The 12,115-nt window shown below is 48.1% G+C and carries 12 protein-coding genes and 1 tRNA gene; 4 read left to right on the plus strand and 9 right to left on the minus strand.

Going from position 1 to position 12,115, the window contains the following annotated elements:
- Window positions 1–63 precede the first annotated feature (63 nt).
- Window positions 64–1,677, plus strand: coding sequence for an L-aspartate oxidase (gene nadB / locus CWC33_RS00255; RefSeq protein WP_100690315.1), 1,614 nt, complete (start codon window positions 64–66; stop codon window positions 1,675–1,677).
- Between the two features lie 254 nt (window positions 1,678–1,931).
- On the opposite strand, the gene CWC33_RS00265 is transcribed toward nadB, so the two are convergent.
- Entirely contained in the window at window positions 1,932–2,201 is a 270-nt protein-coding gene (locus CWC33_RS00265) for an FAD assembly factor SdhE (protein WP_088768376.1), read from the minus strand.
- 80 nt (window positions 2,202–2,281) lie between these two features.
- On the opposite strand from CWC33_RS00265, the gene ygfZ reads away from it, so the two are divergent.
- The gene (gene ygfZ, locus CWC33_RS00270) at window positions 2,282–3,172 is read left to right on the plus strand and encodes a CAF17-like 4Fe-4S cluster assembly/insertion protein YgfZ (protein ID WP_100690317.1); all 891 of its coding nucleotides are present in this window, start codon (window positions 2,282–2,284) and stop codon (window positions 3,170–3,172) included.
- Window positions 3,173–3,177: 5 nt separating this feature from the next.
- Window positions 3,178–3,660 (plus strand): FKBP-type peptidyl-prolyl cis-trans isomerase, encoded by a 483-nt coding sequence (locus CWC33_RS00275; protein WP_088768378.1) that lies wholly within the window; start codon window positions 3,178–3,180, stop codon window positions 3,658–3,660.
- Between the two features lie 53 nt (window positions 3,661–3,713).
- Here the strand turns inward: CWC33_RS00275 and CWC33_RS00280 are convergent, their stop codons facing one another.
- The 7 genes from CWC33_RS00280 to CWC33_RS00310 all read right to left on the minus strand — a co-directional run bounded on the left by CWC33_RS00280 (window position 3,714) and on the right by CWC33_RS00310 (window position 10,899).
- The gene (locus tag CWC33_RS00280; protein ID WP_100690318.1) at window positions 3,714–4,202 is read right to left on the minus strand and encodes a methylated-DNA--[protein]-cysteine S-methyltransferase; all 489 of its coding nucleotides are present in this window, start codon (window positions 4,200–4,202) and stop codon (window positions 3,714–3,716) included.
- A gap of 76 nt (window positions 4,203–4,278) precedes the next feature.
- Window positions 4,279–5,790 carry a lysine--tRNA ligase gene (gene lysS / locus CWC33_RS00285; RefSeq protein WP_100690319.1) on the minus strand — a complete coding sequence of 504 codons (1,512 nt, stop codon included), beginning with the start codon at window positions 5,788–5,790 and terminating at the stop codon, window positions 4,279–4,281.
- 36 nt (window positions 5,791–5,826) lie between these two features.
- A protein-coding gene (prfB, locus tag CWC33_RS00290; RefSeq protein ID WP_100690320.1) for a peptide chain release factor 2 occupies window positions 5,827–6,925 on the minus strand; the annotation gives its coding sequence in 2 pieces (ribosomal slippage) (window positions 5,827–6,849 and window positions 6,851–6,925; 1,098 coding nt in all).
- Window positions 6,926–6,964: 39 nt separating this feature from the next.
- Window positions 6,965–8,671 (minus strand): single-stranded-DNA-specific exonuclease RecJ, encoded by a 1,707-nt coding sequence (gene recJ, locus CWC33_RS00295; RefSeq protein ID WP_100690321.1) that lies wholly within the window; start codon window positions 8,669–8,671, stop codon window positions 6,965–6,967.
- A 13-nt stretch (window positions 8,672–8,684) separates the two neighbouring features.
- Window positions 8,685–9,395, minus strand: a complete 711-nt coding sequence (locus CWC33_RS00300) for a thioredoxin fold domain-containing protein (RefSeq protein WP_100690322.1) — start codon at window positions 9,393–9,395, stop codon at window positions 8,685–8,687.
- Window positions 9,396–9,450: 55 nt separating this feature from the next.
- On the minus strand, window positions 9,451–10,353 hold the full coding sequence (xerD, locus tag CWC33_RS00305; RefSeq protein WP_100690323.1) for a site-specific tyrosine recombinase XerD: 903 nt from the start codon (window positions 10,351–10,353) through the stop codon (window positions 9,451–9,453).
- A 69-nt stretch (window positions 10,354–10,422) separates the two neighbouring features.
- Entirely contained in the window at window positions 10,423–10,899 is a 477-nt protein-coding gene (locus CWC33_RS00310; RefSeq protein ID WP_100690324.1) for a VC2046/SO_2500 family protein, read from the minus strand.
- A gap of 111 nt (window positions 10,900–11,010) precedes the next feature.
- Here CWC33_RS00310 and CWC33_RS00315 point away from each other — a divergent pair.
- Window positions 11,011–11,095 (plus strand) — tRNA-Tyr (locus tag CWC33_RS00315).
- A 19-nt stretch (window positions 11,096–11,114) separates the two neighbouring features.
- On the opposite strand, the gene CWC33_RS00320 is transcribed toward CWC33_RS00315, so the two are convergent.
- Window positions 11,115–12,080 (minus strand): NAD(P)H-quinone oxidoreductase, encoded by a 966-nt coding sequence (locus tag CWC33_RS00320; RefSeq protein ID WP_100690325.1) that lies wholly within the window; start codon window positions 12,078–12,080, stop codon window positions 11,115–11,117.
- Between the last annotated feature and the right edge of the window lie 35 nt (window positions 12,081–12,115).

A 12,115-nucleotide genomic window follows, 5' to 3' on the forward strand; every position in this document is an offset into this window, starting at 1 on the left:
TAAAAAGTTCGCAAATATTTCAGCAAATGCGTAAAATCATCCAAAATTCTTAATGAGTACTTTATGGAACCTGCAGCAAATTATCAATGCGATGTGCTGGTTGTTGGCTCAGGAGCCGCAGGCTTAACCTCCGCCCTGCTACTTGCCGACACGTTAAAAGTCACAGTATTAAGTAAAAGCGCCCTTACCGAGGGCTCAACATTTTATGCTCAAGGCGGTATTGCTGCTGTATTTGATAAAAACGACAGCGTTGAAAGCCATATTGAGGACACCCTTATAGCGGGTGCCGGTCTTTGTGACCCAGAAGCAGTTAAGTTTACCACAGAAAATGCACGCGCCAGTCTACAATGGCTGATTGATGCTGGCGTGGGCTTCGACAAGGTTAAAAGTAACGGTAAATCGCCGACGTATCACTTGAACCGCGAAGGCGGACACAGTCACCGGCGTATCTTACATGCGGCTGATGCGACCGGCCGCGCTGTGCAAACTACATTGCAAGAGCAGGTTCTTAAACACCCCAACATTACTGTATTAGAGCGCTACAACGCCGTCGATTTAATTACCGGACAGCGTATTGGTGCGGAGCCTGGCTGCTATGGCGCCTATATTTGGAACCGAATGGAAGAGCAGGTAGAAACGATTGCCGCAAATTTTGTGGTTTTAGCGACCGGCGGAGCCAGTAAAGTCTATCAGTACACCAGTAATCCGGATATCGCCAGTGGTGACGGCATTGCCATGGCTTGGCGCGCAGGCTGCAGTGTCGCTAATATGGAATTTAATCAGTTCCATCCTACCTGCTTGTTTCACCCAAATGCGCAAAGCTTTTTGTTAACAGAAGCACTGCGTGGTGAAGGTGCTGTCTTAAAGCGCCCTGACGGCTCCCGCTTTATGCCAGAATTTCATGAGCTAGCCGAATTAGCGCCTCGTGACGTTGTTGCACGCGCTATTGACTATGAAATGAAGCGTTTGGGCGCGGACTGTATGTTTCTTGATATTTCGCACAAGCCCAAAGCGTTTATCGAGCAGCACTTTCCCACCATTATGGACAAATGCTTGTCACTAGGCATTGATATGAGTCGTGAGCCGATTCCTGTCGTGCCGGCGGCGCATTACACCTGCGGTGGTGTGCGTACGGACTTAAATGCCAAAACGGATGTGCCCAATTTATATGCCGTTGGAGAGGTGGCTTGTACAGGTTTACATGGCGCTAACCGAATGGCCAGTAACTCGTTGTTGGAGTGTCTTGTGTTTGCCCGAGCTGCAGCGAAGGATATTTTATCTCAGCAGTCGTCAGAGAAACCACAAACGCACCTACCCAAGTGGGATGAAAGCCAGGTAAGTAACTCAGACGAAGAGGTTGTAATTCAACATAACTGGCACGAACTGCGTCTATTTATGTGGGACTATGTTGGTATCGTGCGTACCACAAAACGTTTGGAGCGTGCTCTGCATAGAATTGAATTACTGCAACGAGAAATTCACGAGTATTATGCGAACTTCCGAGTCAGTAATAATTTACTGGAACTGCGAAACTTAGTTCAAGTGGCCGAGCTAATTGTCCGGTGCGCTTTAGAGCGAAAAGAAAGCCGCGGCTTACATTACACGTTAGACTATCCAGACACTCTAGAAAAAGCAGAGCCTACAGTCTTAACACCTAACACGTTAAAAAATCACTAGGTTAGTTGTGACAGTTGCCGTCTGAGCTGTGCTTGTTGCTCAGGCGGCAGTCGAAACCACCAAATCCACACCCACGATTTAACATTAACGCCGGAGTCAGTTAATGACTCTAAGGGCAATAAAACCAATATATTTCCAACGACCAGTGGTTTGCCAAACAATTTGCAGGCAATGCCCTGCCACCACCAATGACGCCCACAGAACGTTCCGGACAGCGGTTCTTGAGGTCGGTTGAGTAAGTAAAAGTCCAGCGCTTAGACCTTTACGCGTGACAACATAAAGTCGACCATCCCTTTTAATTCTTCATCAGGGCATTCTTTGTGCCCCATAAACCAAGCGAATAAATCGGGATCATCACAGGTCACTAAACGGCGGAATACCGCTTTTTGTTCTTCACTGAGCTCGTCGTAAGCTTCTTTCACAAAAGGTTCAAAAAGCACGTCAAGCTCTAGCATGCCCCGGCGGCAGGCCCATATTAAACGACGCTTGTCCTTTAAAACTTCTTCAGACTGTTTCGGGAACATAAAATCTCCGCAGCAATTGCCCTTGTAATTTCAATCAGTGCCCTAATATTAGCATGTAAGCTATCCAATAAGGAGTCATTGTGGTCGAGTTAAAACAAGCTTTAATGGATTCGAATGAGGATTGCCTTTCCGTTGAACTAACGGACTATGGTATCCTGTCGGTTTCTGGCGAAGACACTGACAGCTTTTTACAAGGACAGCTGACATGTGATGTGCGCAAACTCGACCAGGAAGATTGGTTATATGGCGCACACTGCGATCCTACGGGGAAAGCATTCAGTAACTTTTGGTTGCTTCGACATGACGACACTGCATTTTTTGTCATGCACAAAAGCGCTCTTGAGGGCTCTTTAGCGCAATTCAAAAAGTACGGTGTGTTTAGTAAAGTCGACATTGAGGATGTTAGCAACGATTGGCACGTCGCCGGCTTTATAGGCAATAAGGCAAAAGACGCTTTGCCTGCTGACAGTCTGACATTGCACGTTGGTCAACAACCTGATCAATTTATTGTGCTAAGTCGACAAGCAATATCTACGGACTATCCGCAGCCCTTTTGGGATGCGTTGGAAATTGAACGAGTCCGTCCACAATTGACAGTAGAGAACAGTCAAGCGTTTGTGCCGCAAATGTTGAACATACAAGCGTGGGACGGAGTCAGTTTCGACAAAGGATGTTATATCGGCCAGGAGACTATTGCCCGAATGAAATACTTGGGCAAACAGAAACGGGCACTCTTTCGATTGTCAGGCAAAGTGGCGCAAGCTGTGGAGCCGGGACAACAATTAGAGAAAGCCATTGGTGAAAACTGGCGTCGTGCAGGTACGGTCATTATGGCAGTGAACCGCACCGACACACAAACGGACTTACTAGCGGTTTTACCCAGCGATATTGACGCTGACACCGCTATTCGAGTTCAGGGTGACGACGCAAGTCTACTGGAAATACACTCACTGCCTTATCAATTAGGTTAATTTTTATGAGCGAAACCATTGCACAGAACAAAGTCGTGGCTATCCATTACACTGTGAAAACAGAAGATGGCCAGACCCTGGACCAGTCTAAAGAAGGCAACCCGCTTAGCTTTATTCACGGCCGCGGAATGCTAATTCCTGGTCTTGAAAATGCACTGGAAGGCAAAGCGACTGGCGATAGCTTCACTGCTGAAGTTAAACCAGAAGAAGCGTACGGCGAGCGTCACGACGGTTTAATCCAAACTGTTCCACGTAACTTATTCGGCGACAACGAAGTTCAACCTGGTATGCAGTTCCGCGCAAGCACCGACCAAGGCGAGCAGTCTGTTGTTATCGTTGACGTAAAAGACGACGAAGTTACTGTAGACGGTAACCACCCACTAGCAGGCGTTAACCTGAACTTTGACGTAGAAGTTGTTGAAGTACGCGACGCAACTGAGCAAGAACTTGAGCACGGTCACGTGCACACAGACGGCGAAGACCACTAAAGTCGCTGAATCTGTTTTATGAAAGCCCGGCTGAGAAGTCGGGCTTTTTCGTTTTAGGCAGCAGCCCTACTACTGCCTTTTTCTCGAACCAGCAATTGTCGCTTACGCTCCAGTCCCGCCGCAAAGCCTCTCAAAGAGCCATCCTGTCCAATAACTCGATGACAGGGAATAACGATAATAACCGGATTTTTTGCAATAGCACTGGCCACCGCTCGGGTTGCCGTAGGTTTACCAAGTCTGTTAGCCACTTGTTGGTAACTTAACGTTTCACCTGCGGGAATTTGTCGAAGCACCTCTAAGACGCTCTTTTGAAACGAGGTAACGTTGGGGTTTAGAGGAAGATCGAACTCGAAACAGGGGTCTGAAAAGTAACGTTGAATCTGCCTCGTTGCGGCTTCTAATAACCACTGCTCTGGTTCGTATTGATATTGACTCATATCCGGGCAGTATTTTTGCCCCTGATAATACAAACCAAGGATATGTTGACTGTCGGCAACCGCATACATAGTGCCCAGCGGGGTAGAGAATTCAGAATAGTACATAAAAGCCGCCCATAAAAAAACGCATTAACTGACTATAGCAGCTAATGCGTTTTCTGAGCAATTTCTAAGCGATTGCTTAGTCTGCTTTGGGACGCATGTGTGGGAACAGCAGTACGTCACGAATAGACGCTGAGTCCGTCAACAACATAACCAAGCGATCAATACCGATACCTTCACCGGCCGTTGGCGGCATACCATGCTCTAACGCCGTCACGTAGTCTTCGTCGTAGAACATTGCTTCATCGTCACCTGCTTCTTTTTGCTCAACCTGTTCCCGAAAACGCTGAGCCTGATCTTCTGCGTCATTAAGCTCAGAGAAACCGTTCGCTAATTCACGGCCGCCAGCAAAGAACTCAAAGCGATCGGTCACAAACGGGTCTTCGTCATTTCGGCGCGCCAGTGGTGATACTTCTGCCGGGTAAGCTGTAATAAAGGTTGGCTGAATTAAACGGTGTTCAGCAACCGTTTCGAAAATTTCGATTTGTACCTTACCCAAACCCCATGAAGACTGGACATTCACACCGACTTGCTCAGCAATTTCTACCGCGCTATCCATGTGTTTCAGTTGCTCTTCCTTTACTTCCGGCATGTACTTCAAAATAGCTTCCAGTACGGTCATACGCTCAAACGGCTTACCAAAGTCGTAGTCTACGCCTTGGCTGGTAAACTGAGCAGAGCCAAGAACCGCTTCGGCTGCACCTCGAAGCATTTGTTCCGTTAAGTCCATAAGATCATGGTAGTCAGCATAACCCCAGTAGAACTCCAGCATTGTGAATTCTGGGTTATGGCGTGTCGACAGTCCTTCATTACGGAAGTTTCGGTTAATTTCAAACACCTTCTCAAAGCCACCAACGACCAAGCGCTTCAAGTAAAGCTCTGGCGCGATACGCAGGAACAGTTCCATATCCAACGCATTATGATGTGTACTGAATGGGCGTGCCGACGCACCACCTGGAATGGCCTGCATCATTGGCGTTTCTACTTCCAGGAACTGGCGTTCACTTAAGAAACGACGAATGTATTCAATCACCTGAGAGCGCACGACAAAAGTATTACGCGATTCATCGTTGGTAATCAGGTCCAAATAACGCTGGCGATAGCGCGTTTCCTGATCCGCCAAACCATGGAACTTATCAGGTAACGGGCGCAAAGCTTTGGTCAGCAAGCGAACGTCATCAACTTGAACACTCAACTCGCCGGTACCAGTAATAAACAGCGTACCTGACGCACCAATAATGTCGCCTAAGTCCCATTTCTTAAATTCGCTGTTATAAAAACCTTCCGCCAAGTTGTCACGAGCAACGTAAAGCTGAATTTTTCCGCTCATGTCCTGAATAGTGGCAAAACTTGCTTTACCCATAATACGGCGGGTCATCATACGTCCGGCCACCTTAACGCGAATCCCCTTCTCTGCCAGTTCTTCTTTACTGACATTATCGTAGTCTGCGTGCAAATCAGCTGCCAGCGAGTCCCGACGGAAATCGTTCGGGAATGCGATACCCTTATCGCGAAGCGCCGACAGTTTCGCCTTTCGTTGCGCGATCTGTTCGTTTACATCTACTTCGGGTGCTTGCGATTTATCAGTCATTATCGATTTTCCTCTGTCGGGATACTTAAATTAAACTTACAGCCCGCTTTTTAAGCTGGCTTCAATAAATGGATCTAAAGCGCCGTCTAACACAGCTTGCGTATTGCGGTTTTCAACGCCAGTGCGTAAATCTTTAATACGCGCGTCATCTAATACATACGAACGAATTTGGCTGCCCCAGCCGATGTCCGCTTTAGAGTCCTCCAGCGCTTGCTTTTCTTCGTTTTGTTTCTGTAACTCAAACTCGTACAATTTCGCTTTTAATTGCTTCATCGCTGAGTCACGGTTTTTATGCTGCGAGCGATCACTTTGACACTGCACCACAATACCTGTCGGCTCGTGAGTAATGCGAACCGCAGAATCTGTCCGGTTGACGTGCTGACCACCCGCGCCCGAAGCTCGGTAAGTATCCACACGCAAATCTGAAGGATCAATTTCAATATCGATGTCGTCATCCACTTCCGGATAAACGAATACCGATGCGAACGATGTATGGCGACGGTTTCCCGAGTCAAACGGAGACTTGCGAACTAAACGGTGCACACCGGTTTCGGTACGAAGCCAACCATAAGCATATTCACCCGCAACTCGCACTGTTGCTGATTTAATACCGGCTACATCACCTTCTGACAGCTCGGTAATTTCGGCTTTGAAGTCATGTGCTTCGGCCCAACGCAGATACATCCGCAATAACATATTGGCCCAATCCTGAGCCTCAGTGCCGCCAGATCCTGACTGTATGTCCAGATAGCAGTCAGCACTGTCATTATCTTTAGAGAACATCCGGCGAAATTCTAATGTTTCCAGCTGTTTTAACAGGCCAGACAATTCATCCTGAGCTTCATTAAAAGTGTCTTCGTCTTCAGCTTCCACTGCCAGGTCAACCAGGCCTTCTACGTCATCCAGACCTTGCTGCAACTTGTCTAAGGTTTCAACCACTTGTTCAAGACTGGCTCGCTCCTTTCCCAGAGCTTGCGCTTTTTGCGGATCATCCCAGACATCAGGCTGCTCCATTTCGCGGGTCACTTCTTCCAGACGCTCTACCTTTGCATCATAGTCAAAGATACCCCCTAAGCGCATCACTGCGCTCACGCATTTCTTTTATGTTGTTGTAGGTTGCGTTGGTCTCAAACATTCGACTACCTAATTCTTTGAACTTTGAAAGGGGCGTAGTTTAACGTATTGCGCGAATTTGCTCTACCAGCAACTGCACAGAAGTTTTACCGCGGAAGTGATTTAATTGCGGCTTGTATAACAACTCAACGCGCTGAACGCTATTATTTGGCCATTCGTTGGTATCGACATTAAATGCAATAGCGTCTAAGACATCGCCCTGGGGGTGCCTAAGCACGCATTTTAAATGCTTCTCGCCAACAATGCGTTGGTCAACGATATCAAACTCACCGTCAAACATCGGCTCAGGAAAATGCTGGCCCCATGGACCGGCGTTTTGCAACATGTCGACATTGTTTATCGTCAATTCCGGTAATGTCAGCTCGCCATCAGACCAATAGACACGCTGTTTTTGCTCTTCCGTAAGCCACTCTTGGGCGACGGCTTGTGCAAGCTCTGAAAAGCGCTGCAAGTTTGCTTTTTTCAGCGTTAAGCCCGCCGCCATGGCGTGACCGCCAAAGCGCTCCATAATATTGGGTTCAAGGGTGTGAACACGCTCCAATAAGTCTCGCATGTGTAAACCACTGACAGAACGTGCAGAGCCTTTCAATATATCGTCGTCTTCATGCGCCAGCGCAATAACCGGACGGTTCACTTGTTCCTTCACACGACCTGCAACGATACCGATAACACCAGCATGCCAGTCGGGCTGATACAGGGTGACTAAATCAGGAACTTGACCGGTGTCAAACTGCAATTTAGCAACGGCAGCTTCAGCATGCTCTCTCATATCGGATTCAATATTTCTGCGCTGCAGGTTAAGCTCGTTCAGCTGCTGCGCTAGCCTCTGTGCGTGCTCCTTTTCGGCCAACAGACACTCAATACCTAAGCTGATATCATCCAGCCGCCCTGCTGCATTAATTCTAGGAGCCAATGCGAAACCCAAATCACTGGCATTCAGCTGCGACGCATTCCGGTTAGAGACTTCCAACAATGCCTTAATGCCTGGTCTACAAAGTCCGCACTTAATTCGTGCGAGCCCCTGATGGACCAAAATGCGGTTATTGTAATCAAGCGGCACAACATCGGCGACAGTCCCCAACGCCACCAAATCGAGCCAATCCGCTAAATTTGGCGTCGCCTGTTTCTCTCTTAAGTGGGCACGCAGCGCCAGCAATACGTAGAAGGCAACGCCCACACCCGCCAGATTTTTACTAGGGAACGGACAACCTGGCTGGTTCGGATTAACAATAGCGGCGGCGCTAGGCAGTGTTTCTGCCGGTAAATGGTGATCGGTTACTATGACTCTTATGTTCAGTTCGCTTGCCCGTCCGATAGCCTCGTGAGCAGCTATTCCATTATCAACGGTGACAATGACCTTTACCTCTCTGGCAGCCAGCTCTTCAACCATTGATACCGATAAGCCATAGCCGTCCGTCATTCTGTTCGGAACGCGATACCCCACATTCGAAAACCCGAAGGCTTTTAACGCCGACACCATAAGTGCTGAACTGGTCGCTCCGTCTGCGTCAAAGTCGCCGCAAATACAAATAGATGACTGCTTTTCGAGTGCGTCTGCCAGTATATCAACTGCAGAATCAATACCTTTTAAACTTGAAAAGTGTGTGAGTCCGGCAGCGTTAAGAGAAAGCTCCTGTTCGTTACTGACACCGCGGCGTGCATAAATTTGCCGCAATAACGGTGGGACGTTTTGCGGCAAAAAGTCATCACTAACCGTCGGATACCGACGTATCGTGTAATCTGTCATTGTTTATTACGAACTATTTTCTTAACTCAAGCAGTAAGCGGCGCACAGGCACGGCTCCTGGAATTAAACGGCCATCGGGCAAAATAATTGCCGGCGTCCCCGTGACACCAAACGACTTACCCAAAGCGTAATGTGCTTCAACCGGGTTGTTACATGAACTATTACCACGGTAACTTTCTTCGTTCTTAAAGGCACTTATTGCTGCCTTCTTGTCATCGGCACACCAAACAGCCTGCAATTCCTGACCACCTTTACTGCCCAGGCCGCCACGGGGGAACGCCAAATATCGAACCGTGATACCTGCGTTTAAGTAACTATCGAGATTTTCATGTAGCCTCTGACAGTAGCTACACGTTGTGTCGGTAAATACCGTAACTTTATATTTCTCGTCATCCGCTTCATAGACAATCATGTCGTCGGTGAAGTCCTTTAGCATTTCTTTTCGAATCGAGGCCATACCCTTCTCAGTCAGGTTCTCTGGTTCTTCCTGAGTGATATCGAAAACATTGCCGCTAAGAAGCTTTTTGCCGTCTTTCGAAATATAAAACATTCCCTGATTGGTTACCGCCCGAACATAGCCGTCTATTTCACCTGGCTCGGTCGAAATCACTTCAATACCAATTCTATTTAAGTAGCGAGTGTCCAGTTCGTCAGCGAACACTGGTGTTGAAAACAGCGAATAACTGATCGCAAATATTGCCAATAACGACGTCAAGTACTGCATAAATACCTCTTATTATGGATGACCGAACCCTACCCTGTTACCGCTCAAAATGCAATTACCCACGCGGGTGGTGCTGTGCGTGTAAGGCTTGCAGGCGCTCTCTTGCAACTTGCGTGTAGATTTGGGTAGTCGACAAATCGCTGTGTCCTAATAGCAACTGTAAGACCCTTAAGTCGGCGCCATGGTTCAGCAAATGAGTCGCAAAGGCATGCCGCAACGTGTGAGGTGATAAGTGAGCGTATATGCCGGCTGTTTCCGCGTAATGCCGTAATCGATACCAAAAAGCCTGACGAGTGAGTAGTGAGCCACGCTTGGTCACAAACACCCAGGGACTTTGCTTGTCGGTAAGTGCGGTACGACCATGTTTTAAATAGCGCTCCAGCCATTCCAGGGCTTCTTCGCCCAACGGAACCAGTCGCTCTTTATCGCCTTTACCGACCACCCGCACCAAGCCTTGTTGTCGGCTTACCTGGTCATATTGCAAGCGAACCAATTCAGTGACACGCAAGCCTGTTGCATACAAAACTTCCAGCATAGTGCGATCACGAAGACCAATAGCAGTATCAACTTCCGGTGCCTGCAATAAGTTTTCAACGTCTGCCTCGCTTAATGAGTGCGGAATACTCTGTGGAAGCTTTGGTCGTTTTAACTTAGCGGTAGGGTTATGCGATACCCATTGCTGCTTTACTGCGAACTGAAAGAATTTCTTTGCCGAACTTAAAAAGCGAGAGGTACTGCGAGGCGATAGTCCCTGAGTTCGACGCCACAACAAATAGTCTTGAAGCGTTAACTCATCAACCTCAAGCAACGGTATTTTGTTAGGAAGCAGGTACTCGCAAAAACGACGCAAATCACTTCTGTAAGCGGCTTGCGTATTCTCACTCGCACCATGATGCAGCCATAAATGCTCGGTAAACGCATCAATACGTTCTTCGTCTTCGGGAGGCAGTTGCTTCATCTGGCTATATAACTATTGGTTACGAAACATCAAGGCCATTATGCCCGAAGCAAAGATTTGATGAAATGTTTAGTGCGTAATGCCTAGCTTTTGCAGAACATCGTACAGTCCAGCCGGGCCCCGTTTTCGATAATCGTTGAGCTCTGACTCTTCTTGCTTTGACTTTTTCTTTTCAACACGCTGACGCACGCGCCAATCTAAATTATGAAGCAGTTCAATGGGCAAACGGTCAGGGCTTGCATCCGGCACGAGCGGCTGTGGATGTGTGGCGTCTTGAAGCTTAAAGTCAGACAGCTGGCTGACTGACTTATAGATACCGCTGGCTAAAACCGTGTTTTCAGACGGCTCTAAAGGGCGAGAGCGGGCGGCGCCAATGGCCCGCTGCCAGTTCTTTTGATCGTATTGGCTATCCTCAATGACCGGGTCAGCGCCCAACGCCGACACCCAATAAGCAAACTCGCCGGCGAAGCCATGATTAACGGCTTCACTGGCGTGCTGCTCAAAAATGTCCGATGCTCTGTGCTGAACCGACTGAACTTGGCTCATACTGACCTTAGAAAATAACCTGAGATACTTTTGTTATCGTCCAAAGTCAGGAAAGTTTAAGTTTTCTCTTTACAGCTCAGCTCTGGCTGTTATTATACGCGCCTCTTGAGTGGAGGGGTTCCCGAGTGGCCAAAGGGATCAGACTGTAAATCTGACGGCTCAGCCTTCGCAGGTTCGAATCCTGCCCCCTCCACCACTTTTCGTATCACTCGGCGTTACCCGTCAATTTTCACGACAACTTTTCCTTGTGTTTTATTCGCAGCAACATAATCAAGTGCTTGCTGAATGTCCTTCTGCCCAAACGTTTTATCAATAACTGGCTTTATTGCACCGCTCGTAAACTGAGGACCAAACTGCTGCCACATTTGTGTCAGTATTTCACCTTTGCGCTCTGGCTCTAAAGAACGCAGCGTAGAACCTATAATGCGTTGGCGCTTCATCAACATGCGTCCAAAATCGACCGTGCCTTCTCGTCCCCCCATCAAACCAATAAGAATGATACGACCATCCTGATTCAAGTAGTGCTGATCCTTTCCGATGGAGTCGCCTGCTACCGGATTAAGCACCACATCGACACCGCCAATATCCTTCATGGTTGCAATAATGTCCTGCTGATAGCGGTTAATGGTCTCGCTAGCACCAAGCGTTTTACAAAATGTTTCTTTATCAGAGCTCCCCACGACTGCGGTAATTGGATTGCCGCTTTCTCTGCATAATTGGATAAGCGACGACCCGACACCACTTGCCCCGGCGTGTGTCATAACCGACTCCTTCGGTTGCAGATTTGCCAGCATAAAGACATTTAAATAGGCCGTGGCGAAGGTTTCCAGCCAACCTGCGGCCATTTCGTCCGTCCAGTTCTCAGGTACCGGCAACACTTGCTCCCTCGGCACACTTACATATTCGGCAAAACCTCCTCCTGCCAGCAACGCAGCAACACGTTGACCTTTTTTCAGAGCGGTTACATTACTGCCAACCTCTGTCACAATACCGGAGACTTCTAAGCCAGGTATGTCTGAGGCGCCCGGTGGAGGTGGGTATTTACCGGCTATTTGCATTAAATCCGCTCGGTTCACACCGACAGTCGACACTTTTACGGTAACCTCATTGGTGGCAGGTTGCGGCAATGGTTTCGCTTCAGACCAGTACACTTTTCCTTCAGACAGTTGTAAAGCTTGCATATATCATCCTGTTGCTGCTTAACATTGTTGTATTT

The organism is Idiomarina sp. X4, assembly GCF_002808045.1.
In the GTDB taxonomy this organism is placed as follows: Bacteria; Pseudomonadota; Gammaproteobacteria; order Enterobacterales; family Alteromonadaceae; genus Idiomarina.

Coding starts and splice junctions, on each gene's coding strand:
- nadB (WP_100690315.1), top strand. CDS start 64: ATGGAACCTGCAGCAAATTATCAATGCGATGTGCTGGTTGTTGGCTCA.
- CWC33_RS00265 (WP_088768376.1), bottom strand. CDS start 2,201: ATGTTCCCGAAACAGTCTGAAGAAGTTTTAAAGGACAAGCGTCGTTTA.
- CWC33_RS00275 (WP_088768378.1), top strand. CDS start 3,178: ATGAGCGAAACCATTGCACAGAACAAAGTCGTGGCTATCCATTACACT.
- CWC33_RS00280 (WP_100690318.1), bottom strand. CDS start 4,202: ATGTACTATTCTGAATTCTCTACCCCGCTGGGCACTATGTATGCGGTT.
- lysS (WP_100690319.1), bottom strand. CDS start 5,790: ATGACTGATAAATCGCAAGCACCCGAAGTAGATGTAAACGAACAGATC.
- recJ (WP_100690321.1), bottom strand. CDS start 8,671: ATGACAGATTACACGATACGTCGGTATCCGACGGTTAGTGATGACTTT.
- CWC33_RS00300 (WP_100690322.1), bottom strand. CDS start 9,395: ATGCAGTACTTGACGTCGTTATTGGCAATATTTGCGATCAGTTATTCG.
- xerD (WP_100690323.1), bottom strand. CDS start 10,353: ATGAAGCAACTGCCTCCCGAAGACGAAGAACGTATTGATGCGTTTACC.
- CWC33_RS00310 (WP_100690324.1), bottom strand. CDS start 10,899: ATGAGCCAAGTTCAGTCGGTTCAGCACAGAGCATCGGACATTTTTGAG.
- CWC33_RS00320 (WP_100690325.1), bottom strand. CDS start 12,080: ATGCAAGCTTTACAACTGTCTGAAGGAAAAGTGTACTGGTCTGAAGCG.